The sequence below is a fragment of the Kordia sp. genome, from assembly GCF_050633145.1.
GTDB lineage: Bacteria > Bacteroidota > Bacteroidia > Flavobacteriales > Flavobacteriaceae > Kordia.
The window spans coordinates 20466-47336 of record NZ_JBOEFY010000041.1 but is presented as its reverse complement, the minus strand read 5'-3'; the positions used below and the strand labels follow the sequence as shown (position 1 = coordinate 47336).

General features: G+C 32.1%; 23 protein-coding genes. 8 read left to right on the top strand and 15 right to left on the bottom strand.

Going from position 1 to position 26871, the window contains the following annotated elements; translation table 11 throughout:
• Positions 1-91 precede the first annotated feature (91 nt).
• Together ACRBBL_RS19215 and ACRBBL_RS19210 are read right to left on the bottom strand one after the other, a co-directional pair.
• A complete protein-coding gene (locus ACRBBL_RS19215; protein WP_431370706.1) occupies positions 92-913 on the bottom strand; it encodes a tetratricopeptide repeat protein in 822 nt (273 codons plus the stop codon).
• Positions 904-1458 carry an RNA polymerase sigma factor gene (locus ACRBBL_RS19210; RefSeq protein WP_431370705.1) on the bottom strand — a complete coding sequence of 185 codons (555 nt, stop codon included), beginning with the start codon at positions 1456-1458 and terminating at the stop codon, positions 904-906. The genes ACRBBL_RS19215 and ACRBBL_RS19210 overlap by 10 nt, the downstream gene beginning before the upstream one ends.
• 80 nt (positions 1459-1538) lie before the next feature.
• On the opposite strand from ACRBBL_RS19210, the gene ACRBBL_RS19205 reads away from it, so the two are divergent.
• From ACRBBL_RS19205 to ACRBBL_RS19180, 6 genes are all read left to right on the top strand, one after another.
• Complete coding sequence (locus ACRBBL_RS19205; RefSeq protein ID WP_431370704.1) at positions 1539-2840, top strand: S8 family peptidase; 1302 nt, start codon at positions 1539-1541, stop codon at positions 2838-2840.
• 26 nt (positions 2841-2866) lie between these two features.
• Positions 2867-5617 (top strand): CHAT domain-containing protein, encoded by a 2751-nt coding sequence (locus tag ACRBBL_RS19200; protein WP_431370703.1) that lies wholly within the window; start codon positions 2867-2869, stop codon positions 5615-5617.
• A 171-nt stretch (positions 5618-5788) separates the two neighbouring features.
• A complete protein-coding gene (locus ACRBBL_RS19195; protein WP_431370702.1) occupies positions 5789-6610 on the top strand; it encodes a hypothetical protein in 822 nt (273 codons plus the stop codon).
• Between the two features lie 29 nt (positions 6611-6639).
• A complete protein-coding gene (locus ACRBBL_RS19190) occupies positions 6640-7476 on the top strand; it encodes a hypothetical protein (protein ID WP_431370701.1) in 837 nt (278 codons plus the stop codon).
• Between the two features lie 230 nt (positions 7477-7706).
• Positions 7707-8642 carry an NAD-dependent epimerase/dehydratase family protein gene (locus ACRBBL_RS19185; protein ID WP_431370796.1) on the top strand — a complete coding sequence of 312 codons (936 nt, stop codon included), beginning with the start codon at positions 7707-7709 and terminating at the stop codon, positions 8640-8642.
• 191 nt (positions 8643-8833) lie between these two features.
• On the top strand, positions 8834-9055 hold the full coding sequence (locus ACRBBL_RS19180) for a hypothetical protein (RefSeq protein ID WP_431370700.1): 222 nt from the start codon (positions 8834-8836) through the stop codon (positions 9053-9055).
• Between the two features lie 39 nt (positions 9056-9094).
• Here the strand turns inward: ACRBBL_RS19180 and ACRBBL_RS19175 are convergent, their stop codons facing one another.
• The 10 genes from ACRBBL_RS19175 to ACRBBL_RS19130 form a co-directional block, all read right to left on the bottom strand.
• Positions 9095-10660: an ArnT family glycosyltransferase gene (locus ACRBBL_RS19175; protein ID WP_431370699.1), complete on the bottom strand. Its 1566-nt coding sequence runs from the start codon at positions 10658-10660 to the stop codon at positions 9095-9097.
• Between the two features lie 62 nt (positions 10661-10722).
• The gene (locus ACRBBL_RS19170; RefSeq protein WP_431370698.1) at positions 10723-11343 is read right to left on the bottom strand and encodes a lipid-A-disaccharide synthase N-terminal domain-containing protein; all 621 of its coding nucleotides are present in this window, start codon (positions 11341-11343) and stop codon (positions 10723-10725) included.
• Positions 11340-12053 (bottom strand): glycosyltransferase, encoded by a 714-nt coding sequence (locus ACRBBL_RS19165; RefSeq protein WP_431370697.1) that lies wholly within the window; start codon positions 12051-12053, stop codon positions 11340-11342. The genes ACRBBL_RS19170 and ACRBBL_RS19165 overlap by 4 nt, the downstream gene beginning before the upstream one ends.
• A 157-nt stretch (positions 12054-12210) precedes the next feature.
• Positions 12211-12684, bottom strand: coding sequence for a DUF6428 family protein (locus tag ACRBBL_RS19160; RefSeq protein WP_431370696.1), 474 nt, complete (start codon positions 12682-12684; stop codon positions 12211-12213).
• An 18-nt stretch (positions 12685-12702) separates the two neighbouring features.
• Positions 12703-13029 carry an ArsR/SmtB family transcription factor gene (locus ACRBBL_RS19155; RefSeq protein ID WP_431370695.1) on the bottom strand — a complete coding sequence of 109 codons (327 nt, stop codon included), beginning with the start codon at positions 13027-13029 and terminating at the stop codon, positions 12703-12705.
• Between the two features lie 1269 nt (positions 13030-14298).
• Positions 14299-15483 carry a THUMP-like domain-containing protein gene (locus tag ACRBBL_RS19150; protein ID WP_431370694.1) on the bottom strand — a complete coding sequence of 395 codons (1185 nt, stop codon included), beginning with the start codon at positions 15481-15483 and terminating at the stop codon, positions 14299-14301.
• 3 nt (positions 15484-15486) lie between these two features.
• Positions 15487-16587, bottom strand: coding sequence for an AI-2E family transporter (locus tag ACRBBL_RS19145; protein ID WP_431370693.1), 1101 nt, complete (start codon positions 16585-16587; stop codon positions 15487-15489).
• A 36-nt stretch (positions 16588-16623) separates the two neighbouring features.
• Positions 16624-17139: a TrmH family RNA methyltransferase gene (locus tag ACRBBL_RS19140; protein ID WP_431370692.1), complete on the bottom strand. Its 516-nt coding sequence runs from the start codon at positions 17137-17139 to the stop codon at positions 16624-16626.
• Between the two features lie 6 nt (positions 17140-17145).
• Positions 17146-17487, bottom strand: a complete 342-nt coding sequence (locus ACRBBL_RS19135; RefSeq protein ID WP_431370691.1) for a cyclic-phosphate processing receiver domain-containing protein — start codon at positions 17485-17487, stop codon at positions 17146-17148.
• Positions 17488-17852: 365 nt separating this feature from the next.
• Positions 17853-18494, bottom strand: a complete 642-nt coding sequence (locus tag ACRBBL_RS19130; protein ID WP_431370690.1) for a DUF4159 domain-containing protein — start codon at positions 18492-18494, stop codon at positions 17853-17855.
• A 40-nt stretch (positions 18495-18534) separates the two neighbouring features.
• On the opposite strand from ACRBBL_RS19130, the gene ACRBBL_RS19125 reads away from it, so the two are divergent.
• The gene (locus tag ACRBBL_RS19125; protein WP_431370689.1) at positions 18535-19278 is read left to right on the top strand and encodes a DUF1223 domain-containing protein; all 744 of its coding nucleotides are present in this window, start codon (positions 18535-18537) and stop codon (positions 19276-19278) included.
• A gap of 270 nt (positions 19279-19548) precedes the next feature.
• Here the strand turns inward: ACRBBL_RS19125 and ACRBBL_RS19120 are convergent, their stop codons facing one another.
• The 3 genes from ACRBBL_RS19120 to tsaD form a co-directional block, all read right to left on the bottom strand.
• A complete protein-coding gene (locus ACRBBL_RS19120; protein ID WP_431370688.1) occupies positions 19549-20256 on the bottom strand; it encodes a 16S rRNA (uracil(1498)-N(3))-methyltransferase in 708 nt (235 codons plus the stop codon).
• Between the two features lie 76 nt (positions 20257-20332).
• Positions 20333-20665: a TfoX/Sxy family protein gene (locus ACRBBL_RS19115; RefSeq protein ID WP_431370687.1), complete on the bottom strand. Its 333-nt coding sequence runs from the start codon at positions 20663-20665 to the stop codon at positions 20333-20335.
• Between the two features lie 288 nt (positions 20666-20953).
• Complete coding sequence (tsaD, locus tag ACRBBL_RS19110) at positions 20954-21976, bottom strand: tRNA (adenosine(37)-N6)-threonylcarbamoyltransferase complex transferase subunit TsaD (protein WP_431370686.1); 1023 nt, start codon at positions 21974-21976, stop codon at positions 20954-20956.
• A 162-nt stretch (positions 21977-22138) separates the two neighbouring features.
• Between tsaD and ACRBBL_RS19105 the strand changes: the two genes are divergently transcribed.
• A complete protein-coding gene (locus ACRBBL_RS19105; protein WP_431370685.1) occupies positions 22139-26662 on the top strand; it encodes a translocation/assembly module TamB domain-containing protein in 4524 nt (1507 codons plus the stop codon).
• Positions 26663-26871: the final 209 nt, after the last annotated feature.

Genomic DNA, 26871 nt, shown 5'->3' with positions numbered 1-26871 from the left:
TTAATAGCGCTTTATTTTTAAATCAAACCTATAAAAAAAACGAACTGATTAGTTCGTTTTTTAATTGAATTATAATTGAATGTATGTTTTTTTATTCTAGTTTTCGTAATAAAATTTTTGCTTCATTATATTTAAAACTCTCAGTATCTACTATATTTTTTCGCAATGCTTCAATAGCTTTATCTTTATTCTCCATTTTAAGATACATCATGGCAGTATACCAATTTCCTTTGGAATTTTCATACACATCGTCTACGCTTGCTAATTTTTGAAAAGTGGCAATGGCTTTTTCATTTTCATCAAGCATGTCATAAGACGCGCCAAGATTTACTAAGCTGTGCGTATACAATTCGTGTGTTGGAGTTACTTTTTGAAAAAATGCAGCAGCTTCTTTATATTTTTCTTGTTTAAAAGCGACTTCTCCTTGATAGAAAAAGTCTTTTTGTTGCCCTTTTTCAGTAAAAGATGGCAGTTCTTCGGACCAATTTATATGATCTTCATAATAGGAACTATAAGAAGAATTTATCTGTGTAACATAAATTCCAAAAAATAGAATAATTACAGCTGCAGCAGCGATGTAACGATAATACTTTTGGAAAGATCGTCCTTTATTTTCCTGATTAAAATACACGGTTTCTGCATTGCGAATGTTGGCAGACAAGTTTTGGTATTCTTTACTTCTTATTTTAGATTTCAATTCAGCCAAACGTTCTTTATTGTTTGCTGCATGAATTGTATGCCATTCTTCTGTACCTAGCGTATCAAATAGTTGTTGCTGTAAACGAACTTCTTCCTGTAATTCGGGTTCGTTTTGCAAACGTTTTTTAAAAGCGTCACTTTCAGTGATTGATAAAGTACCTTTTAAATAACCGTCAATTTGTGCTAATAATTTTTCTGTAAGTTCTATTGCCATTTCTTTAATTTTTGAAATAGTTTGTCTTCTTTTATTAGTTTTATAAGTTTTGTTCTGCATTTAAAAACACGTTGGCGTACCGTATTAATAGATGCGTATGCATATTCGGTTAGAATTTCCTCGTAGCTAAGACCATTAAAATAACTACTTAAAATTTCTTTACAATTATCAGAGAGCAAATCAAACTTTTCAATGTAAAAATCAAACAATTCCTGTTCAACAATAAAAGTGCTTAACTCTTCCTCTTTGTCTACTAGGGTATGAGTATCTGTTTTTATTACCTTATTTTTCAAAGTTTTTTTCCAAATATTTTTACAAACCACAAATAAGTAGGCTTCAAAGGACTTTATTTCAGTTCTTTTTTCCTTTTGTGTGACGATGATATACATGAGTCCATCATGAAAAACATCAGAAGCATCTTGAGAATCGCCTCTGTTTTTGAGGATAAATGATTTTATTTTGGGAAATAATTTATTGTAAATTTCTAATGTAACTTTCTCGTTTCCAGAGATAAGTGCATTAATAAATCTTTCACTATCTTTCATGAATATAAATTATAATTAAAAATATTGGGTAATGTTTTCGGTGTTTATTCCCCTATATATAAACGCAAAAATTAAATATTATGAGAAATATACAAAAACTTATTGCATTTGTATTTGCAATAGTAGTTTGTTCATGTACCACAGATGATGTGCTTGAAAAGACAGTTGTAGAAAATGAAACAGGTAAGGTTCCGAAAACGAGTTCCGCAAATATCACCAGTAAATCCAATTTTTTTCCTACATATTCAGATACAGAATTAATAGTACAATTTAAAGATGGTACAACCGATCCTGAAAAAAATACTATAAGAATGTTTAATGGAGTAACAAACTATGAAGTTTGTTATTGTACAAATAAAGACATTGAACTTTGGTCTTTTGGAGGAGTTGTAAATATTGAACCTAAAAGACGCTCTATAAAGGATCAGGTAGATGACGAAAGTACTACTGGAGTTCTTGAAGTTGACTATGAATTTGTATTTGGTTTAGACATAGATAGTCCATACACTGGAACTGATTTGGATACTGGATATGTTTCATATATAAAAGAAACAAATTCAGGTGTCACAATAGCTGTAGTTGATTCGGGAGTTGCTACAGGTTTAACTGTATTCAATACTGGTACAATGGCAAATAAATTTTTGTTTAATGTTGATGGCGTTGCTGTAGGTGATGAAAAGTCTGGTTGGGACTTTGTAAATGGAGATCCCAATACTTTTGATGATGATGAAGGAAAACATGGAAGTATTATTGCAAATATGATTACTAGCGCACTAACTACTAATGGAGTGCCACATCAAATATTGCCAGTAAAAGTTTCCAATTCTTTGGGGCAAGCTAGCTACTTTAATTTTTTATGTGGCACTTTATATGCGGCAGAAAGAGCAGATGTTGTTAGTATAAGTATGGGATGGTATGATGATGGTTTTGGGGAATCTTTAGAATCTATTTTTTTAAATATTGTGGAAGCAAATAGTAATGTAATCTTTGTAACCTCAGCAGGAAACCTTTCAAGCGATAACGATATGTTAAGACACTTTCCTTCGTCATATGAGCAAACAAATGTTATAGCGGTTGCATCTTCCAATGAAGAAAAGTCAAAAATTTCAGACTTTTCGAATTATGGTGCTTTTAGTGTTGATTTTTTTGCCCAAGGAGAAGGAATTCCTTTTTACGACGTTTTTGTACAAGGAACTTCGTTTGCAGCTCCACAGGTAACTATAGAAGTAGCTAATATATTTTATGAAGATGGTATTCTTTCGCCTGAAGAGTTAAAAGATGAATTAAGTGAACGAGGAACTATTGTATCTGATACATTTGGAGATTTAGATGGCGATCTTAGAAATACATATTTCAATAGGCTAATTATTCCATTCGATTAATAATTAATGTTTACTTTAGAGGAGAAATGACTTTTTCTCTAAGATCCATATTTGTAGTATTATTTATTTGTATTCAAAGCATTGGTTATGCTCAGAATGATGATTTGTCAGATAGTATTGATAGCATCAATGAGATTCCAAAAGCAGAAGAACGTATAAAGAAATTTAAGGTGTTGATTTCTGACACTGATATTTCTAAAACTAAAAAAGAAAAAGCTGTCCTTTTTCATGAATTGGCACGAAGTTATAACAAGGCTAAAGATTATGAAAATGCGCTGTTATATCTAACAAAAGCGATTCAAATAAAACAGCAACTTAAAGATAAAACCTCGCTAAACAAAAGTTTATACCTAAAAGCATCTGTATATCAAAAATTGAAACAGGTATCAGATGCTTATACTATCTTATTGCAAATTGTTCATGCCAATGAGAATGATAAATATACTTGTAATTCGTATCGGAAATTAGCAAACATTGAAAGAGATATAGGTGATTTTTACAAGGCTTTGCAGTATTTAAACGATGGTCTTTTAAATAAAAAACTATCAAAGAATGCTGATTTTAAAAGTCTATTATCTGGAGGTGTCATAGCCATATATTCAAAAATTTATGAGACCTCATTTGAGGTTAAAGAAGATACTTCAGATTTAGCTGCTGTGAAATTTTATCAAAAAAACATTGAGGATAATCTTGATTTTTTTCAATCATCGGAAGATAAACTTGCGGGAATTTATACCAATTTAGCTAATGTGTACGATAGTTTTCAAGAGTTAGAAGAAGCATTAAAATTTTATAAAAAAGCACAAAAAATATATAAAGAAATTGAAGACTTGTATGAAGAAAGGGATGTAACTCTTAACATCGGAATAGTGTATTCTAGACAAAAAAAGCATCAACTTGCCAATCAACTTTATCAAAGAGTTATTGATAATTCTGATGATATATATCAAATAGCCAATGCATATAATTGCAAAGGATATTTTTTGAATACAAAATTTGCAGATGAAAAAATTCCATATTTAGAAAAGGCAGTCGCAATATGTTCAGAACAAAAAGAACCGTTAAATAACGACTTTCAGTTACCAACATTATCACAAATCAAAGAAGCAGAATCCGAACAAGAAGCATTAACCTATTTGATCGATTTAGCGGATCATTATGTGGAAGCTTTCGAACAAAAAAAAGAAAAAAAGTACCTTTTAAAGGCTAAAAAAACGGTTGTGTTAATTGATGAATTAGTGTCTTTAATTCGATATGAAACCGATACTGAAGCGTCTAAATTGTTTTGGATAGGAAGAGGAGTCAATGTCTATATGCTTGCAGTAGAAACATGTTATCTTTTAAATGATATAGAAAACGCTTTCTATTTTATGGAAAAAAACAAAGCATTATTACTTCAAGAAAATATAAAAACACTACAAGCGAAACTAGCTCTCGATATTCCTAAAGATTTATTGGAACGAGAATATAATTTGAACTACGAAGTACTTAATTTACAAAAGCAATTTCTGCAAGAAATAGATAATGAATTAACTCAGCAAAAATTTGCAACCAAAAAGAGAGAGTTTCAAACTTTTATGGATTCCATGCAAAGAGCGTATCCTCAATACATAAAAACCAAAGAAAAAATAGCTATTGTCTCTTTAGAAAGTGTCATAAAAAAATATAAAGCAAAAGAAACTGCTTTTGTAGAATATATTTTACACGAAACTGATGGTTACGGAATTTACTACGATGGACAAACCCTAAACTTTTTCAAAATTGAAAATGCTACAGAATTTCAAAAGCAACTAGCATCTCTACGAAACTTTATGACCAAACCGTTGGATACTAAAGAACGAAAAGAATTTCGAGTAATTGGACATCAGGTGTTTCAAAAATTGTTTCCATTTGAAAATGCTTTAAAACGTTTGCAAAACAAAAAAATCACCATTATTTCCGATCATACGTTGCAATACATTCCGTTCGAGTTATTACCAATGCAGACTACTGGAAAATTATCTGAAAGCTATCTTATCAATACAACAGAAATTTCATATTTACAATCATTTTCACTCTTTGAGCAAATTCAGAAAAAACAAAACACACCTACAAAAAAGCTATTGGCCATCGCACCGATTGAATTTCAAAATAAAGAGTTGCCAACATTAGCAGGTGCTACAGAAGTATTTCAATTTTTTAAACAAGATACAACTTCACTAATCTTACAAAAAGAACAAGCTACCAAAGCTAACTTTTTAAAGCATAGAAACAATTTTGAGATTATTCACCTCAACACACATGCAGGTTTAGACAGCCTAACACAAACACCTTGGATTGCTTTTCAAGACAGTAATATGACACTCAATGAACTTTTTGGACTTGAAAATCAGGCAGAATTGGTCGTTTTAGATGCCTGTAAAACCAATGATGGTGTTAATATTTCTGGGGAAGGAATCATCAATCTTTCCAGAGGATTTTTCTATAACGGAACGCAAAGTGTATTGGCTTCACAATGGAATGTAAATGAAAAAGCAGGGAATGAAATTTTGCAAACTTTTTATACCGAATTAGAAAATGGGAATTCTAAATCTAAGGCATTGCAACTTGCCAAAAAGAAATATCTGCAGCTGCATGAAACTGAGCAAAACGTTCCCTATTTTTGGGCAGCATTTACACTTACAGGAAGTACAAATCCAGTTACAAGTCAGTCTTGGCTAAATACTACAACGATTACAATTGGAATTATTATGTTAATTCTGGTATTCTTTTACTACAGAAAGAAAATTTTTAGATAACATAAAGTATTCAAAAACAATATGGTAAGCTAGTTTTTTAAAAAAGACTAGCTTTTTTTCATTTTTAGTTGGGTAATGAATCTCTCAAAACTTCCCATATAGATGTAGATCTATCAAGGGAAACTCGAAAACCTTTTTAAAAGAGTAGAGGTCATTAACAAAACAACAACGATGAAAAAAATAATATATTATTTAATTCCATGTGTGTGTTCACTCTTGATTATTGGATGTAGTGAAGACGATCGATTAATAGAAAATACTGAAGATACAACGCTTCAAGATATTCGTCAATTGACAGACGATTTTTTGAAAGCACAAGACAAAATAACGATACATACGAAAGCTATTGATCCTGCAATTGCGGCAGTTGATATTAAAGCTGCAATTGATTCTTATAACAACGATCCAAGTGATATGGACAGTGTGTATGCAGACGGAATTGCAGCTTCTGGCTTAGCTTCTAGTGGAGTTGCGCAACCAAATCCAGGTAGTGGAGCTGACAATACTGGAAATCCATTAGATCATGCAGGAAAATACCATGTAGATATTTTACACCACCAATTAACACAGAAATATAATTATGTTGCGCCAAATGGAGTGTTTAATTATGACAGATCAGCAGAAGTAACGCGAAGTTTATTGGTAATGTATGGTGAAAATGTAAGTCAGTCAAATAGTCATACATCAAGTTCATTTAATCAATATTACAATCAATTACGACAAGAGCTTCAATCTGTAAATAATTTATTATCAGAAGCGATATTAAAGATGAGAGCTCAGGGAAAAATATCTTCTTTAGAAAGTCAAATATTACACTCTTATTTTACGATGCAAGAAGGCGCTACATCGCTTAGTTCTTATATTCAGTACTCTATACAAGTTGAACAAATGGTACTCAACTCAAGTTATTCACAAAGTACAAAAGACTTTTTATTATTTACGATGGCAACAGCACGTCATGACTTTAACTATTGGAATCCTTACGGCGTATAAAAACTAACTATTAATCAATTTAATGAATCATGAAAAAATATATAAATATAGTATCAATCGTAACATTCATACTTTTAATAAGTAGTTGTTCAGAAGAAATAACAAAAGAAATCAGTGCAGAGAATAAAGCTATTGAAGAAATTTCAAAAATAACAAATGACTTTTTAGCGTCACTAGAAGGAAAAATACCTTCACCAAATAGCAAGGCATTTGAACCTAACGATTTTATACCAGATATTGAAGCTGGACTAGAAGAATATATGAAAAATGGAGATGTAGGACAGGCAGTATCTGTAGGAATTGCGGCATCTCAAAAAGCGACTAGCGGACAGGTGTGTCCAGCAAATGGTAACGGAGGAAATCCAATAGGAAGTGTAATAAACGCAGCAAATCCATTAGATTATGCTGGAAGATATCATGCAGAAGTTTTAGAAGACGCATTGATTATTCATAGAAATCAAATATATCCAAATGGAGTTTTTAATTTTACGAACGCTATTAATTTTACACACAATTATTTAGCTTCAAATAATATATATGTTAATTCAACAAATGCTATGACAGAGAGCGAATTTAATGCGTTCTATGCTAATATGATTTCACTACTTCAAAACAATGACTATAAAATGTCAAAAGTTGTTAGGATACATGAAAATGAAGGAAGAATATCATCAACGGAGCGTCAAATATTAGAAATGTACTTTCTAGCGCAAGAAAGTTCTAATACATTAAATGGATATATTCAATATTCTATTCAAACAGAAAATTCAATACTAAACTCAAACCTATCGAGCAAATCAAAAGATTTATTATTATTTACTATGGCAACTGCGCGTCATGACATCAATTTTTGGAATCCTTACTAATTAAATACAAACAATTATTATCAATAAGGGAAATATGTATAATAGATACAAGCATCAGACCAACTGAAAAACTGTATCAAATTTTTGCGTTGATTATGCATATTAGAAAGGCTTTCCGTAATGGAAAGCCTTTTGATTTTCCATATAAAAGTTATAGAATTCAAAAATTACAAAAGCATTCCATAAATTATTTATACTTTTATGCGTCAAACATTTTAGGAAGTATATCAATGAAGATACTTATTACGGGAATTGCAGGTTTTATAGGTTCACATGTAGCAGAACATTTGCATAGTTTAGGTCATGAAGTTGTAGGAATCGATAATTTTTCAAATTACTATCCAATTGCGCTAAAAGATAAAAATGCTGCTGTATTACGTGCCAAAGGAATTGAAATTTTACAAGCCGATTTACGCGAAGTAACTTCCGTTGAAAAACTGCCAGAAACAATTGATTATATTTTCCACTTTGCAGCACAACCTGGTATTGCAGCGACTTCTACTTTTGAAGATTATTTGACAAACAATGTCATTGCGACTCAAAATTTACTATCGTACGCTTTGAAACAGGCTTCTTTAAAGTTGTTTGTAAATATTGGAACTTCATCTATTTATGGCTTAAATGCTACATTTCCAGAAACGGTGGCACCAAAACCTGCTTCGCATTATGGAGTTACAAAACTTGCCGCAGAACAATTAGTTTTATGCAGCTCAAGGCTGAATCAACTCAAAAGCTGTTCCTTACGTTTATATTCTGTATACGGTTCGCGAGAACGCCCAGACAAGCTCTTTACGAAGCTTTTAGACTGCGGATTGAACAACAAAACATTTCCGCTATTTCAAGGCAGCTTATCGCATTTACGCAGTTTTACGCATGTAAGTGATATTGTTCAAGGAATTACAAGTGTTATTGGAAAAGAAGAAGTGTGTAATGGTGAAATATTTAACATTGGAACCGAAGCCGAATACACAACGCAACAAGGTGTAGATGCAGTTGAAAAATTACTCAATACAACTATCAAATTTGAAGATTTACCACCGCGTTCGGGCGATCAGCAACGTACAAAAGCAAACATTGATAAAGCTCGAGAACTCTTAAACTACAATCCAATCGTAACTTTGGAAGAAGGTGTTGCCGAACAATTGGCTTGGTTTAGAGAGTTATAAAGTAAACTTGAAAACACTTTGATTTTCAGGTGTCTAACTTTGAAATAATAGAAGTCTTTACTACAAATTTTTTACTTCCGATAATTCGCGGAATTCGAAGCTACGTTTCGCGGAATCGTATGTTACATTTCTTTTAATACCTTTTTCTCTAAGGTACATTTACATCATTATTAATCTAAAAATCATGTATTATGAAAAAAAGAAATTTTAAAGGTTTATCATTAAACAAGAAGCAAATTTCTAAAATTGACAATGTATCTGGAGGAAGACCTCCATATAAAGCATCGGATTGGTGTCCTACAGATGGTTGCATTGAAGATCCAGGACCAACTCCAGAAACAAATCCACATTCAGTATGTAACTGTGGTTCTGATTTTGCTGATACGTGTGGTTCAGCAATTGGACATTGTTAGACTTAAAAGATAAAGCGAATTTCGGTTCGCTTTTTTTACTTAATTCTTTTCAATCAAGTACATATCTGTTCGCAAACGATCTTTATATCCTTTCTTAGTGTCTTCAATTGGATTCAAATCAAAGGTTTCTAGGTGTGTAATTCTGTAATTTGGAAACGCTTTTTCTAAACTTTTCTTAGCGCCAATCATCACCAATGCTTTGAATGTAGTTTCTTTCGGAATTTCTAAGGCGTGACTATGTAGCAACGAAACTTTTCCACCATAATCCCACACCAATTCAGGCGATTGAATATTAAACATATACACAGGAATCTTTTCAGTTTCCGCTTTGCGCGATATGTCTTCTAGTGAATTATACTTCGGATTTTCCAAAAATGCATTTGCCAATGGAAAACCAAACGTAATTGTCGTCATTAGAAAGAAAACAATCAAGTAGAAAACACGCTGAATTTTTCGCTCATAAAGGTATTTCAGAATAAAAAATCCAATCGGAACCAATAGTAAGGAAGTGATTATAAAAGGTGTGTAAAATCCTGTGAGATTATCTTTTAAGAAAATATATCCTGCAATTGGAAACGCCAATCCAACCAATCCGATCAAGCCAAAATTTAAGTATATCGGAATGCGTTCAAACTTTTCCATTTTCGATTGAAACGATCTAAAAACATACATAATAAAAAAGCTCGTTGTGTATGCTAACGGAATTAAAACAGGCAATAAGTAGCGCGATTTCTTTTCAGGAATCAATGATAATAATACTACGGCAGCCAAAGTCCAAAACAAACTGAATTTATACGCTTTCAAATTCTCTACACGAGTTTTTAAATATGGATACAACAAGCTAACAAAGGCAACTACTGTCCAAACTCCCGATTGCACAAAGAAGCTCCAATAGTAATAAAATGGACGTACATTACGATCTTTCCAAGCAGTAGTTTCTTTCTCTGCAATAGCTTTGGCAGTATCACCATCCATTACAGTGATATAATACGGCCACCAAGCAGAAATAATTGCAGTTACCAAAATTAATCCGACCAGCGGCAACCATTTTTTCTTAAAGTTTGAATATTTGTATACAATACTATAGGCAATGATAAAAGGTAAAAAGAGTGCAAAGTGTGACACAGGACCTTTACTCATAAAGGACAAACCTATAAAAGTTCCGGCTAGTAATGCATTACGCCATATTTTTGAGTCTTCGGAAAAGAATTGAAAAATAAAGTAAATTCCAATAATCATAAAACCGTGCGCAAAAATATCCCAAGTTCCATTTCTACCTGCAAAAATGATATAAAACGAAGTCGCTAAAATTAAGCTATTGATAAATGCTTGTTTTTTATCTTTCAAGAATTTCACTCCAAAACGATAGGAGAAAAGCACCAAAATAAATGTGATAATTGCAGAAGGAACTCGCAATGCAATTAAGCTTTTAAAGCTAAAGAGCATTCCGCCAAAAGCAGCTAACCAAGTTGGTAACGGCGGTTTTTCATAACGCGCTTCGCCGTTCATTGTAGTCAATAACCAGCTATCATCAGATACCATTTCGCGCGCTGTAATAAAGTTTCGCGCTTCCATGATATTCGGATACAATACATCAAGATTCATAAAAAAGATAAAAAAACATACTATAACGAGTATCCAAACGTAATTTTTCTCCTGTATAAAATTCATGACTGATTTCTTAAAAGCATTATGTTTCTAACGTAGGTGACAATACCAAATATATGACCTGCAATCAGAATAGGATCTTTTCTAAAAATGGCATAGGTAAATATTAAACTCGCGCCAAGCAAACTCAACATCCAAAAACCTAAAGGCAAACTCGATTCTTTTTTTCGTTCCGAATAAATCCACTGATATACAAAGCGTAAGGTAAAAATAATTTGAGAAATGATTCCTAAATACAACAACCAATCTGGAATATCTTGACTGTTGAGTAAATTGTAAATATCTTGTTTGTTGTTGTTATAGCCAATAGCAATGATAATCAATGGAAAGATGATGATAAAAATACGCACCAATTGATGCATGCGTTTCCATTCTCCTTGCAATTGCATGTTTCTAACGTAAATAAAATACGTTAGTACTTGCCCAAGCATAATGGCAAAATCGTTTCGTAAATAACCGTATACAAAGAGTAGGAAAGAAGCAATTAAACTCAGCTTCCAAAACAAAGCAGGAGTCAATACTTTTTTGTTCTTCTCAGAAATTACCCATTGTAATAAGGTTCTTCCAGAAAATAACAATTGTGCAAGCGCACCAATTCCATAAATGAGCCAAGTCATCATCCTTTCTTAGCAATAGAGTAGTTGATGTACTTTTTCTTCATCCATACGTAGGCAAAACAATCCATTAGCGGACCAAACAGACGATTCCATAAACCGTATTTTGCTTCTCCAGCAATTCGTGGAAAATGTTGTACAGGTATTTGCTTAATTTTTCCATCTTGCAACAAAATCATTGCAGGTAAAAAACGGTGCAATCCTTTAAACATCGGAATGCGCTTTGCATAGTCTGTTTTAATAATTTTTAACGGACAACCTGTATCGTCCATACCATCTTTAGTAAACGCTCTACGAATACCATTGGCAATTTTTGAAGACATATTTTTTACAAATGAATCTTTTCGGTTGGCACGAACGCCAGTAACCAAATCAAATTCACCAATATGTTCTAAAAGTAAATCAAAGTCAGCAGGCGCAGTTTGTAAATCGGAATCAATATAACCTACCAAACTTGTATCTGTATTATCAAATCCGGCTTTAATGGCAGCGCTCAATCCGCGATTCTCAGCAAAACATACAAAATTGAAAACCGTACTATCAGCACAAATCTTCTCAATCATTTCCTGACTTTTATCTTTAGAGCCATCATTTACAAACAAAATTTTGACAGGAATTTTTGCAGCTGCAGCGTATGCACCAAGCTCTTTCTCAACTCTTTCTAAATTATCTTCTTCATTATAAACGGGAACGACAATTGTAAGTTCTTTATCCATATATCAAGACTTTGTTTCTATAAATAGCTTAAAAATTTGCGCCAAAGTTATCGTTTTTTTGCAAAATCGTCTATATGAATCTAATTTAATACCAAATTATACATTAGGAACTCAGAATAGCGTTTCTAATGTATAATTATTGTTTGTGCTATTTATCTTAACAACAACCTGAATTTGGATCGCAGCCGCCGTTTGTTTGTGCTTGCAATTCAGAAAATTTCATCTTTGGTTTTTGTGCTGGAATTCCGCAATTATCTTTAGCCAAGCAATCTGTTTGTTTTGTGGTTAAGATAAAATGATTATCGGCAAAATCTAAACCATATTTACCAATAGTATTTGCTTGATATTCAACCTCAACTTCCAAATCTTCAATACCTAAAACCTTTTCAGAAAGTTCTATGATGTGCATCAATTTCTTTGGTTCTAAACGGTGATCTACATCATCTGCTGACCACAATTGAAAGTTAACTACTTTTTCATTTCGTACTACACCGCCACAATCAATAAAATTCTTAGTAATCATTCCGACTTCTGTCACATGAAAATGACTTTCTACTTTTTGTGAATTGGGTAAATAAAAATCTAATTGTTCTATATGTTGTAAGTGATTTTTAACTTCTGATAGTTTCATAAGTTTATATATAAAGGTTTAACATTTTTTTACTTGTGAGAGGGAAATAGTAATTGTATCTAAATACGCTAAAACTTCTTGCCATTTCTTCAGATTGATACAGTAGCATATATTTTTCCCTGTAATTTCACCCTGAATCAATCCTACTTTTTTTAATTCAGACAAATGTCTAGAAATTGTTGGTTGTGCCAGTGGTAATTCCATTACAATATCATTACAAATGCAGGAAGGACTCTTTGCCAAATAATGCATAATTGATAATCGTGCTGGATGTCCAAGTGCTTTCAATACTTCTGACATTGTATTTACTTCTTCTGAAAAGCCTGTTGTTTTAGTTATTCCCATATTGCAATATTAGAATATGTTTTTCTAAAAAAATAATTTTTGAAGTTAAATTTTCGTAAAAGAAGTAAAAAGGCATAAAATATTGAGTTGCAAAATGGAGAGTGAGTACGATTATTTATGTTTTTAAATCATTGGCATACAGTGTTTAATAAACTTTAATTTTGTTAGAGTAGCATCGTTTTTCTATTGAAAGATTCATAAATATAAAATGTTTTCGTAACGAAATATAAAAAACGACTCTTAGTGGTAAGCGTTTATATTCCTGATACGCGTTTTTAAAATTCAGGAAGTAATGTAAATTTTTTATTATGAAAAAAAAGAATCTTAAAAATCTAAAACTGAACAAAATGCCTATTTCAAATTTTAAGATAGGTCAAGTTAAAGGAGGAACCAACATTGATGCTTGTAGAATCCCAGAACCACGTACTACATATACAGCCTTTTATAAGTGTTCAGTATTGTATTGTCCGCCACGTGAGTCTAATATAATTTGTTCGTAAAAAAGAAGAAATAAAAAAAGGGAGGCCCTACCATAAACCTCCCTTCGTAACTGTTGTATTTGCATACAACATAGTAAAAATTCGTTTCCGAATTCTTATTTGCTGTCTAGTATAAATATTACTATAATTTTCGACTTAAAGAATAACATATAAATCTATTAAAAGAATGTAATTCATTCAAGATGTGATAGATTTATAATATGTATCGCGAGTAAAACTATTGAATATGAGAGACAATAGCGCAAAAAATAGTTTTCTTTCTACAAACTCCCCATTTAATCGATTAATGCTCTGAATTGTAGGAAATGTCTACTGTAAAAAATGTGTTTTTTTAAATTTAGTTTTATGAAAATTAGATTTAGATACTATATAAAAACAAAAAGACCGCATCCTTTTTCAAGACGCGGCTTTAAGTATCGTTATATACTAGTTACCTAAAAGGGTGTTCAAATCTATCAATTAAGTATTCTTTTATCTTTTCAAACTGTCTTGAAAATGGATTGATTCGCTAAAAAGTAATTTTTGACGACAGAAAACACTAAATGAAAGAAAATACCCAATAAGTTTACAATACTTCAAAAAAGGTTGCCCCTATAAAAGAAGTAAGGGGAACTTTTCCCAAAGTTCCCCAAAGTATAGTGGATTCCCCTAAATCCCTAAAACTGTATTGCATGATTCAAATGTAGGCAGAAGTCTTAAGTATGAGATAAGGTGTCATATTATAAATCCTACGGTAAAACCGTAAAAGCGATTTTTTTGGAAGTTTTTTCTACACTTTTAAGCAGTGTAAAAGCACTTTATTTTCTGATAATAAGGTAGTTGCGAATAAGAAGTCTACACCACCATCTGAGAGTGTTAATTTTTTCCTAATTGCAGCTACTGATACAGGAAAGTTGCGTGTAGTAATATTCGCCTTGGATAAATTTAGTTCTTTTTTGAAAATCTTCTTATTGAATGGTACTATTTTTTGAATTTCAAACCTTCTTCCTGGAAAATCTATAAGTGTATTAGATGTGTACAAATGTGAATGTGGATGTAGTTTTTCAAGTTTAAAGGAATAAGCAACACTTGAAAACCCACCAGCTTTCATAATAGCAGCATTGGGTTCGTACAAGTATTTTTTTGGAAGTCCATACTGTACATGTTGATGTTTTTCTTCTGAAAGTAAGAAATTATAGGATAGTGTTTCTGTATTAGTAAGATTCACCGTTTTAATTGCTACTTCTTCTGGGTTGTTATTTGTATCTAGTAACCACAACAATTCTTTTACTTCATTTTGAACTGCTACTACATGAATTTCTTTCACATGTTTTAATGCGCGCAAACCATTGGTAATATCTAATAGAGGTGAAGTTTTAATCAAAATTGTATCTGCATGACTATATAACAACTCTTGATGTGAAACAACATCAGGCAAACAATCTTCCAATAAAAAGACTTTTCCTTTTGCATCATTTCTTCTTGAAGGATCTATATAAATACAATCATACTTTTGTGATGATTCTTGTAAATACGAAATTCCATCATTATGCACGGTTTGAATATTATCTACTTTAAGTACACCATAATTATGTGTTACAATTTCGGAAAGTTGTTGCGAAATTTCACAATGTGTTACTTTTTGAAACTTTTCTGCAAATGCGTAACAATCTACACCAAAACCACCTGTTAAATCAATTAAAGAGCTTCCTTGCAGCAATGTAGCTTTATAAAAAGCTGTTTGCTCCGATGAGGTTTGTTCGATGTTGAGCTTGTTTGGAAAATAAATATTCTCTGTAGAAAACCACGTTGGCAGCTTTTTTTCGCATCTAGCTTTTGCCTGTATTTGTTCTATAATTTCAGTAAATGGAATGCCCGAAATTGCTTTGTATTTTAGCAAAAGTTTTGTCGGATCAGTTTTTAAATGATCGTTTATAAATTGTTGAATTTCAGATGTAAGCAGTGCTAAATTCAAAGATTAAATATCTTTAGTAATCGATTGGACAATTTTATTTTCCGATAAAAACTCTTTCAAAATAACTTTCAGAACAGTATAAGATGGCACAGCAACTACCATTCCTAAGATTCCGAATAAAATTCCCCAAATAATAATGACTAAGAAAATTTCTAGCGGATGCGATTTTACAGAACTTGAAAATATTAATGGCTGACTTAAGAAGTTATCGATCAATTGTGCAATGATAAAGAATATCATTACGCCAATTGTATTTGGTAAAATAACATCACTAAAATTATTAATCAATTCGCCGCTTGCGTCAGTTTCTAGTTTGCTAATCATGCATAAAAGCATCATTAAAACTCCACTAAACATTGGACCAACGTAGGGAATTAGATTAAGTAATGCGCACAAAAAGGCAATCACAATAGCGTTATCAATTCCAAAAATTAATAAAGCAATTGTATAAATTACAAATAGAATTAAAATCTGAAACACGAGTCCTACAAAATATCTAGATAGTAAATCTTTGATTTTTTCAAAAGAACGTGCCCATCTTTTTTCTTTAGTATTAGGAACTAAAACCATCACGCTATCTTGTAGCAATTGGCTGTCTTTCAGTAAAAAGAATGAAATGAAAAGTACTGAAAGTAATCCCATACTAAAATTCCCCAATCCACTTATTAGTGAACTGAAAAAGCTAGGAATAAGGCTGAAATCTATTTTTGAGAAGATTTTAGAGTCTTTAAGTGATTCTGAATCTAAAGATAAATAACCAGTAATTTGATCGTATAAACCTTCTACTTTTCCTTGTAACTCTTCGTTATTGAGTAAGGATAATTTTTCTCCTTGGTTTTCTATAAGTGGAATAAATAAAGCTATTAAACCAACCAATAAACTAATCATCAAAAACATGGTAAAAATAACCGCTAAGGTATTCTTAAACTTCAATCGTTTTTTTAAAAATCGAATTATAGGTCGTCCAATCAAAGAAACAACTGCGGCAATGAGAATATAGATAATAACGACTTGAATTTTATAGAAAAAATAAAGCACTAAAAGAATACCAATAGTGATCCCTAAAGCTTTTAGAATTCCGTTGGTAATTGCATTTGAAGTCATTTTCATGAGTTTGGCATTAAAAATAATACAATAAAATTAGTTTGCAAGTATACGTTGTCGGGTAATCTCATAAAGCACAATATTGGTAGCCTGTACCACATTCATACTACTATTTTGCCCAAACATATCAATATGTGTCACAATATCCGATTCGTAGATCGTTTCTGGATTTACGCCAAAGTTTTCATCACCAATTACCAATGCAATTTTTTCTAACTTTGAAAAATCAATGGTATGAATAGATTGACTATTTTCAGTAATCTCTAAAGAAATGATTGTATAGTTATCTGCTTGTAATTTTGAAATCACAGGATGAATGTCTTCTTTAATTTCAAAAGGAACTACTTTTTCGGTAGCACGTGAGGTTTTGGTCATTTTTCTACCAAACACGGGAATATTTTCACCACAAAAAATAATTTTTTCCACTCCAAACGCATCACAAATACGAAACAGTGAACCAATATTTGGTGCATTTGAAACTTGATCGGATACCAATATAATTGGAAACGTTCGTTTCTCAAAATTTGTAGTGTAATGTGTGAGTTGTGACATGTTTTATTACGAATTAGACTTTAAATGATTTATATAATTCGTCAACAAACCTTCAATTTGTTTTGCAGCAACAGGATTAGCAGAATGTACATAAAACTCAAGTTCTCTAATGTCTAAACCAGAATTGTACACGAGCCATTTTGCGGCTGCATATCCATCCTCTGCAACTTCTCCATCAGCATTTAATCCTAAATCATTATCAAAACTAATATATTTAGGAAGTCCGTTAGCTTTAATGTATGCTACAAATTTTTCATAGGTACGCACAATTACAAAATTGTAATCATCTGGATTTCTGTATACCATTTCGGGCACACGAATATCGTCTAAAAAAAGGTTGTAACTCATCTTGGGTGAGAATTTAATCAATCATTAATTTATTAAAAGTACTTGCTTTTCTCTTCTGGTCAAACCAAAGAATAAATGGTAATGCTAATATAATTTTCGTTAAACTTATATAATTATGCATAGCCACTGTAATAATTATTGCAATAGCTAACACAGTGTAAATAAACTTTGTATTTGGAAAAGCACGTAGTCTATTAATATGCTTTTTTGTAAAATTTCCACAATGGATACATCGTTCTTTAAAATGATCGCTTCCAATCTCCTGTTTTAGATCGTATCTATTATCTGATTTTACTTTAATGTAATTTTCTTTTTGACATGACGAACAATAATAACTAAGTTTCATGATTGGTTGTTAAAGCTGATTAATGTTTAAAAGCGTAATGCACAATATTGGCGCCCATTTGCAAAGCTTTCAGGCGAACTTCATCAGAATCGTTGTGAATTTCTTTATTCTCCCAACCATCACCTAAATCGCTTTCAAAAGTAAATAGCAATACCAATCTGTTTTCATAAAATAAACCCATTGCTTGCGGACGTAAACCATCGTGTTCATGAATTTTTGGCAATCCTTTCGGGAATGAATACGGTTGTTTAAAAATTGGATGTGTAGCAGGAATTTCTTTTAATTCTTGATTAGGAAAAACTTTTTTTAACTCTTTTCGAATGTATTTATTCATTCCGTAATTATCGTCAATATGTACAAAACCACCAGAAGTTAAATACTTGCGCAGATTTTCTGCATCTTCCTCCGAGAAAAATACATTTCCGTGTCCTGTCATGTGTACAAACGGAAACTGAAACAAATCGGTACTACCAACTTCCACGGTTTGTGGCTTGGCTTTAATAGTTGTATTTATATTTTGATTGCAAAACTGAATCAAATTTGGCAAAGCAGTTGGATTGGAGTACCAATCGCCACCGCCAGAATATTTTAAAATGGCAATTTCTTGAGATTGTACGAACGAAAAACTCAATAAAAATAAAAATAACGTAAGCTTCTTCATGTAAAAACGTCTTATGTATTGCAAGGTAAACTTTAAGATTATGAAACGAAAATATTTAATAACACTTTCACTTTTTACACTCGTATTTTTAGTCTCTTTTACGGATATGATCGATAAAAAACACGAACCAGTAGTCGTTTTAGAGCTATTTACTTCTCAAGGTTGTTCTAGTTGTCCGAGTGCAGATGTATTGTTAGAAAAAGTAGGAGCAGAGTTTAAAAACGAAAATGTATTCACCTTATCGTATCATGTAGATTACTGGAATTATATTGGTTGGAAAGATCCGTTTAGTCAAAAAGAATTTACGCAAAAACAACGTTCGTATGCTCAAAAATTCAGAGACAATCAAGTATATACACCAGCAGTTATTGTAAACGGACAGGAGCATTTTGTAGGTTCGAATCGTACTAAAATGTATGCGAAAATTAAAGAATATAAAAATAAGTCTTCTCAATATAATATTTCGCTTGGCGCGATAGAAAACTCAGCAAAAAACATCAAGCTTAACTATACTATTGATGGAAACGTTTCCAATGTAAAAGCACGAGTTGTTTTGGCAATCAAAGAACGTACGACTAATGTAAAACGTGGAGAAAATGCCAGAAAGACCTTAAAAAATCACAATATAGTTGTCAACGAGAACTATCTGACGAAAGTCAATAAAAAAGGAAATTTTGAAATAGAAATACCTAAAATAGTCAGCAAAGGTGATGAATTGAATGTGTTTTTTATCTTAGAAAATGACCAGAAAGATATTTTGAGTGCGCAGAAATTGGATTTTTAGATCGCTACGCTCTTAGACTTGTTTTGCTCTTAGATCGCTGACGCTCTTAGAATTTTAGTGTGAAACTTCATTGACAAATTTTCAAATCAATACTATCACAACGCGTCACTTCGAGTGAAATCTTGAAAAGATTTAGTATCGAGAAGTACTTGTTTGTTAGATCGTTTTATGAAAATTACAAATTCGTTTCAGAGCTGTTCTTGATACAAATTTCTATTTTAATAATACACGAATCGACGTTTTGTATTTTCAAACAACAAACAACAAAATCTACTCCTGATTCATAAACGCAACCGAATGACATGCTACAATTGCAGCAGTTTCTGTACGTAAACGTGTATCACCTAAAGTAACAGGAACATAATTGTTTTCAATTGCAAGCGCGATTTCTTTTGTAGAAAAATCGCCTTCGGGACCAATTAAAATCGTAACATCTTTCTTAATTTCTAAAGCATCTTTTAGCGATTGCTTCTTGTTTTCTTCGCAATGTGCAATAAATAACTGCTCGTTTTTATGTGTACTAATAAAGTTTGAAAATGAAATTACAGGTTTCAACTTTGGAAAATAGGCACTTAAAGATTGTTTTGTAGCCGATTGAATAATTTTTTCAAAACGTTCTGCTTTAATTACTTTTCGTTCTGAGTGATCGCACATAATTGGCGTAATCGTATCAATTCCGATTTCAGTAGCTTTTTCTAAAAACCATTCGTACCGATCGTTCATTTTTGTAGGCGCGACAGCCAAATGCAATCGATAACTCTTTTGTTTTTGAAACTCGTACGAAGTCACCTCAACCATACAATTCTTCTGATCGGCTAGCGTGATTTTTGCCGAAAAAATATACCCTTTTCCATTCGTAATATGCAAAACATCGTCTTCTTTTTTGCGCAACACACGTACAATATGCTTGCTTTCTTCTTTTGAAAACGTATAGTGTTTCGTTTCTGGTGTTACTTCTGGTGTGTAAAAAAGTTGCATGTATTTTTATTATAAATGTTGAATGCTAAATTTTAAATGTAAATATAGTTCTCTTAAGACTCAATACCCAAAAGGGTTATTGTTTCAATTTGTGTTTCGCATGTTCCAAGCCGAGTTCAATCCAGTGTAACAATTCAAGTTCGGTTTCGCAACCTTCAGGAGAAACATATACAAACTCTTTCATTGGCTTTTTCGTAAAATCCATTGGTCGTACAAAGTCTTTCGCTAAACTTTCTTCCATCTTTTCAGATTTTATACGAACCATTAAATCTTCTTTTACAATACCAACCGTCATTTTTCCTTCATACATAAAACAAATACCGCCAAACATTTTCTTCTCCGTAAAAGTTTCAGGAAAAAAAGTGAATTGCTCTCTAATTCGGTCTGCCAAACGTTCGTTAAATGCCATGTTTATTTGAAGTTTTAAATTATGAATGTTGAATGTTAAATTTTAAATGTAACTATAATACTTTATGTACTCTCAATGTTATTTCGAGTGGCAAATCTATGATTTGTTGTATCGAGAAGTACTCATAAATTAAATTGTGTTTCAAGATAATATTTTCGCTTCAAAGCTATTCTCGATACGATTTTCTTTCATTTCGACTTCGCTCAATGCGCAGAAAATCACTCGAACTGACGTTTTGTATTTTCAAACAACAAACAACAAACAACAAACAACCAGAAACCAACAAAGTTAAATCTTAATTCGAGAATTCGCCGTAACAGATTGATCCGTAAAATCTTCTTTTAAATATTTTAAATATCCAACTATTCCAATCATTGCAGCGTTATCAGTTGTATAGGCAAACTTCGGAATATGTGTTGTCCAACCATATTTAAACTCGCCATCTTTCAATGCTTTTCTTATTGCTGAATTTGCAGAAACGCCGCCACCAATCGCAATTGTTTTAATTCCAGTTTGCTTGGTAGCTTTCTTCAACTTATCCAAAATAATATTCACAATAGTATATTGTATAGACGCGCACACATCTTTCAAATTCTCTTCCACAAAATTCGGATTCTCCTTTGTTTGTCTTTGCACAAAATATAAAATCGCTGTTTTCAATCCTGAAAAGCTAAAATTAAGTCCTTGTACTTTTGGTTTTGGAAAAGGAAAGGCTTTCGGATTTCCTTCATTTGCTAATTTATCAATAATTGGTCCTGCAGGATAGGTTAATCCTAAGATTTTTCCACTTTTATCATACGCTTCTCCAACAGCATCATCAATAGTTTCGCCGATGACTTCCATATCAAAATGATCTTTTACAACGACAATCTGTGTATGTCCGCCAGAAATGGTCATTCCTAAAAAAGGAAACTCCGGAATGGTTTGCGATTCATCTTCAATAAAATGTGCCAAAATATGTGCCTGCATGTGGTTTACTTCAATTAAAGGAATGTCTAAACCGAGTGCGAGCGACTTTGCAAAGGAAGTTCCCACAAGTAACGAACCCATCAATCCTGGTCCGCGTGTAAAAGCTATGGCATTTAGCTGTTTTTTATCGATATTTGCATTTGCTAGTGCTTGGTGTACAACAGGAACAATATTTTGTTGATGTGCACGTGATGCCAATTCAGGAACAACGCCGCCATATGCTTCGTGAATTTTTTGATTGGCTATAACATTTGATAACACTTTTCCGTTCTGTAATACAGCGGCAGAAGTATCATCACAAGAGGATTCAATAGCTAAAATATATACATCTTTTGTGCTCATAAGTTTTAAAAGGCATAAAAATTGATATAAAGTCACAAAGATATGCTAAACATCGTGTTTTGTAATATTTTTTTTGTGAATTTGCAGTGCCCGAATAAGTTCAATAAATAACCTTTAATAATACGCATCATTAAAAGAGTCTGGAAAATAACAAAACGTGTATTGATAGCAATTATACTGCTATTTCTATTGTTGTTGATTATTTTTTCGATTCCTGCGGTACAAACAGCGGTTGGAAAAAAGGCAACTGACTGGTTAAATGAAAAATACAAAACCAATATTAATATTGAACGAATTGGTTTAAAGTGGAACGGCGATATTTCAATGAAAAATATTTACATTGAAGATTACTTAAAAGATACGCTGATTCATATCAATGCCTTAGAAACGTCTATTTTAAGTTTCAATAATGCAATTAATAACAAACTTGAATTTGGAACAGTAAATATTGAAGGACTTACGCTTAATATCAACACCGAAAAAGATTCAATCGATACTACTTTAGATGTTTTTATTGCGAAACTCGATTCTGAACCTTCCGATGGAACACCTTCTAATTTTTTGCTTACAAGCTCGAAGCTAAAACTGAATAATAGTAAATTTAGATACAAAGATCAAAACAATGAAACACCTGACATGCTCGATTTTAAAGAGCTTTCGGGAACAGTACATGATTTTCAAGTTAAAGGTCCAAATGTATCTGGAGATGTTAGAAGTTTAACGTTTTTAGATAAACGTGGACTCCGTGTGAATGAAATGAATACCAAATTTCAATATACATTGACGCAAATGCGCTTTGAGAATTTGGTCATTAAAACTGATAATTCTCAGCTAAATGGTTCAGTAATATTTGATTATGAACGAAAAGATTTTGCCAACTTTTTAGATAAAGTAAAATTGACAGCAAGTTTTACAGACTCAAAAATAGACTTTAGTGAGCTCAATCATTTTTATGATGAGTTTGGAAACAAACAAGGAACATTTAGTACAGAAATAACAGGTGTTTTAAATGATTTTACTACAAAAAACTTCGATTTCAAATCGCCTAGTACTATTATAAAAGGAGACGTTCAATATAAAAACCTATTCAATTCGACCAGAATGTTTTATATGAAAGGTGATTTTAAACGTTTTTCATCAAATTACTATCAGTTAACTGCGCTTTTACCAGATATTCTTGGAACTAACTTACCTAAAAGACTAAATCGTTTAGGGCAATTTAACCTGAAAGGTATTGCTGAAATTACCGAAACTATTATCGATGCAGATGTTCGTATAGATACAGAAATAGGAAGTTCAATACTCGATGTAAATATTATGGATGTTGGCGATAGTGAAAATGCATTGTATGAAGGCGATATACAATTTGTAGAATTCAATTTGGGAGCATACTTAAACGATCCTATGTTGGGAACACTATCTTCTGATTTGTTTGTAGATGGAAAAGGATTTACAGAAGAAAGCTTAAATACTGAAGTTGTAGGAAAGGTGAGTTCAATTCACTACAACGATTACACTTATAAAAATTTGAATGTTTCTGGTGTTTTAAAAGATCAATTATTTGACGGAAATTTAGTGTCAAGTGATCCAAATGCGAACTTTGACTTTCAAGGATTGGCAAATTTTGCTGGAGATGTAAATGAATTTAGGTTTAATGCATCTATCAATAAATTGGATTTATACAAACTGAATTTTGTTGAAAGAGACAAAGTCTCCATCTTAAAAGGAGATATGGTATTAGATCTTGTTGGAAATACAATTGATGATATGGCTGGTGATATTTTCTTCAAGAAAATTGCATACACCAATCAAAATTCAAACTACGCATTTAAGAATTTTAGCATACACTCGGAGTTTGATAAAGAAGACATTCGAAAACTTACGATAGATTCACCAGATATTATAAAAGGAACAGTCATTGGACGTTTTTACTTTGAAGAAGTTCTTGATCTTGTGCAAAACTCTGTAGGAAGTATTTACGCCAATTATAGACCAATTGAAGTACTTCCAAATCAATACTTATCGTTCAACTTTAAGATTTATAATAAAATTGTTGATGTATTTCTTCCTGATGTAGAATTGTCTAAAAACACTTCGCTTCGTGGAAGTATTCGTGGAGATAATAATGAGTTCAAGCTCACGTTTAAAACGCCACAGATTGTTGCATACGGAAGCACAATTGACAATGTAGAAATGATCATTGACAATAAAAATCCTGTATTCAACACGTATATTGAAGTCGCTAATGTGACAACAAAATGGTATGATGCACAGGAGTTTAGTTTGATTAACACAACACTAAAAGATACTTTATTCTTTAAAACAGAATTTAAAGGCGGAAAAGGATTTGATGATAATTACAACTTAAGCTTCTATCATACAATTGATAACTCGAATAAATCGGTTGTGGGACTTAAAAAATCAGATGTTTCATTTCGTGGAAACAAATGGTTTATCAATGCAAAAAACGATCGTAAAAACAGATTTATATTCGGCAAGAATCTCGATTCTATCTTCATAGAAAAGATTGTAATGAGTCATGAAAATGAAGAAATCGGCTTAGAAGCCCAACTTTTGGGTGAAAATAATAAAAACATTAATCTTCAATTTGTAAATGTCGGATTAGAGAAAATTACACCAACTATAGATAGTATTCGCTTGGGCGGAAAGGTGAATGGAAAACTAGACATTAAGCAGATTAATGGTGGGTACATTCCAAAATCGAATCTTGGAATTGCAGCTTTAGAAGTCAATGACAAACAACTTGGCGATTTAAGCATTGACATTACAGGTGATGATCGTTTGGAAAAATTTAATGTAGATGCCAAATTGGTCAGCGAAACACTTGAATCATTAACCGCAGTTGGTTCCATTAATGTAGCAAATAATATAAATACAATTGATGTAGACGCTAAGATTGATAAATTTGATATATCTCCATTTAGTCCACTTGGAGAAGATGTCATTGAGGAAATTCGGGGGCTCATTTCTGGAGAAGCCAAAGTAGTTGGAAACCTCAACAATCCAGCAATAAATGGAGAATTGAGCATATTGGCTGGCGGATTGTACATTCCATATCTCAATGTAGATTTAGATTTAGCAAACAGTTCTATTGTAAAATTATACGATCAAACTTTTGAGTTTGACAATGTGACCGTTTTAGATACACAAGATTATACTAAAGGACAACTAAACGGAACTATTAAGCATACTTCTTTTGACGACTGGAATTTAGGATTACACCTAACAACAGATCGTTTATTAGTCTTAAATACAGAATACAATGAAGACGAAGAAGAAGAAAATCTATACTACGGAACTGGTTACATAAGTGGAGAAGCTTGGATTGAAGGACCAACAGATGGACTTACCATAAAAGTAGAAGGACAAACGGAAAAGGGAACTGATTTAAAAATTCCGATTAGTTATGTAGCTTCTGTCGGTGATGCTTCATTCATAAAATTCGTTACTAAAGATGAGTTTTACGATCCAAAAAGTCAAGAAGAAAATGCCTTAAACGAATTTAAAGGTTTAGAATTGGAGTTTGACTTAGATGTTACTCCAGATGCTGTTGTTGAAATAGAAGTTGACAGAAAAGCAGGAAGTAGTATACGAGGAAGTGGTTTTGGTAGTTTGCTGATGCAAATTAATACCAATGGTAAATTTAACATGTTTGGGGATTTTATTACAGATACAGGAGAATATAACTTTAAATATCGTGGAATCATCAATAAAAAATTCACGTTAAAACCTGAAGGAACTATTACTTGGGAAGGCGATCCATTCAAAGCACAATTAAATGTAGAAGCTGTATATAACTTGCAAGCCAATCCTGATGTATTGTTAGATACGCCTACTTACAACAAAAAGATTCCTGTAGAAGTAGGAATCAAGTTGACAGGTGATTTAATGAAACCAGATCCTTTGTTTAATATCTCGTTTCCAACAACACAAGGTGTAGCCAATTCTGAATTGACAGATTTTTTACTAAATGATGATGACAAGCGTCGATTACAAGCACTATCGTTACTTTCTCAAGGACGTTTTGTAAATGAAGTAAACATCAATCAAAGTGTATTGACAGGAAACCTTATAGAAACGGCTACAGGTATTGTAAATGATGCACTTTCTGGAGATGGTGATGACAAGTTAAGAATTGGTGTAAACTACAGTCAAGGAGATCGCTCGTTGAATTTAGATACAGCCGATCAATTAGGACTGACCGTTTCGAGTCAAATAAGCGATAAAATTACCTTCAATGGACAAATTGGAGTTCCTGTTGGCGGTGTTACACAAACGGCAATTGTAGGTGATGCTGAAATAGAAATTTCTTTAAATGAAGATCGTTCATTAACAGCAAAAATCTTCAACAGACAAAATCAAATACAATATGTAGGCGAAATTCAAGGATTCACACAAGGAATCGGATTGTCTTACCAAGTTGATTTTGACACTTTAAAAGAATTGGTTGACAAGGTCTTTAAAGGGAAAAAGAAAATGGCAGAGGAAAAACGAAAAAAGGAAGAGGAAGAGAAAGCTAAAGCTGGTGGAGGTCTTGTAAACTTTGCAAAAAAAGAAGATATTAAAAAGGAAGCAAAGAAAGAAAGTAAAAAACAGTCTAAGAAAGAACCTAAAAAAAAGGTTGATGAAAAATCGAAAGAAACCGAAAAGGAAAAAGGTGAGTAGCATACATCACTTTTTATAAAAAATAGAAATAAAAATAGACTTGTGTCATGATAGGTCTTTTTTATGGATTGAAAAAAACTGAAAACAACTTCTCAAAACTGCTTTTAAACGTTTCTATAAACTAACTACACTTCTTTCATTAATTTTCTGTTCGAATCTTTCAAAGAAAATTACGTATAGTCACATTTTAATTAATTGGTGATTAGACT

Coding starts and splice junctions, on each gene's coding strand:
- ACRBBL_RS19165 (WP_431370697.1), bottom strand. CDS start 12,053: ATGGATAAAGAACTTACAATTGTCGTTCCCGTTTATAATGAAGAAGAT.
- ACRBBL_RS19135 (WP_431370691.1), bottom strand. CDS start 17,487: ATGAGTTACAACCTTTTTTTAGACGATATTCGTGTGCCCGAAATGGTA.
- ACRBBL_RS19205 (WP_431370704.1), top strand. CDS start 1,539: ATGAGAAATATACAAAAACTTATTGCATTTGTATTTGCAATAGTAGTT.
- ACRBBL_RS19155 (WP_431370695.1), bottom strand. CDS start 13,029: ATGGGAATAACTAAAACAACAGGCTTTTCAGAAGAAGTAAATACAATG.
- ACRBBL_RS19215 (WP_431370706.1), bottom strand. CDS start 913: ATGGCAATAGAACTTACAGAAAAATTATTAGCACAAATTGACGGTTAT.
- ACRBBL_RS19145 (WP_431370693.1), bottom strand. CDS start 16,587: ATGACTTCAAATGCAATTACCAACGGAATTCTAAAAGCTTTAGGGATC.
- ACRBBL_RS19210 (WP_431370705.1), bottom strand. CDS start 1,458: ATGAAAGATAGTGAAAGATTTATTAATGCACTTATCTCTGGAAACGAG.
- ACRBBL_RS19175 (WP_431370699.1), bottom strand. CDS start 10,660: ATGAATCTTGATGTATTGTATCCGAATATCATGGAAGCGCGAAACTTT.
- ACRBBL_RS19120 (WP_431370688.1), bottom strand. CDS start 20,256: ATGCAACTTTTTTACACACCAGAAGTAACACCAGAAACGAAACACTAT.
- ACRBBL_RS19180 (WP_431370700.1), top strand. CDS start 8,834: ATGAAAAAAAGAAATTTTAAAGGTTTATCATTAAACAAGAAGCAAATT.
- ACRBBL_RS19140 (WP_431370692.1), bottom strand. CDS start 17,139: ATGTCACAACTCACACATTACACTACAAATTTTGAGAAACGAACGTTT.
- ACRBBL_RS19200 (WP_431370703.1), top strand. CDS start 2,867: ATGACTTTTTCTCTAAGATCCATATTTGTAGTATTATTTATTTGTATT.
- tsaD (WP_431370686.1), bottom strand. CDS start 21,976: ATGAGCACAAAAGATGTATATATTTTAGCTATTGAATCCTCTTGTGAT.
- ACRBBL_RS19115 (WP_431370687.1), bottom strand. CDS start 20,665: ATGGCATTTAACGAACGTTTGGCAGACCGAATTAGAGAGCAATTCACT.
- ACRBBL_RS19185 (WP_431370796.1), top strand. CDS start 7,707: ATGAAGATACTTATTACGGGAATTGCAGGTTTTATAGGTTCACATGTA.
- ACRBBL_RS19170 (WP_431370698.1), bottom strand. CDS start 11,343: ATGATGACTTGGCTCATTTATGGAATTGGTGCGCTTGCACAATTGTTA.
- ACRBBL_RS19190 (WP_431370701.1), top strand. CDS start 6,640: ATGAAAAAATATATAAATATAGTATCAATCGTAACATTCATACTTTTA.
- ACRBBL_RS19160 (WP_431370696.1), bottom strand. CDS start 12,684: ATGAAACTATCAGAAGTTAAAAATCACTTACAACATATAGAACAATTA.
- ACRBBL_RS19195 (WP_431370702.1), top strand. CDS start 5,789: ATGAAAAAAATAATATATTATTTAATTCCATGTGTGTGTTCACTCTTG.
- ACRBBL_RS19125 (WP_431370689.1), top strand. CDS start 18,535: ATGAAACGAAAATATTTAATAACACTTTCACTTTTTACACTCGTATTT.
- ACRBBL_RS19130 (WP_431370690.1), bottom strand. CDS start 18,494: ATGAAGAAGCTTACGTTATTTTTATTTTTATTGAGTTTTTCGTTCGTA.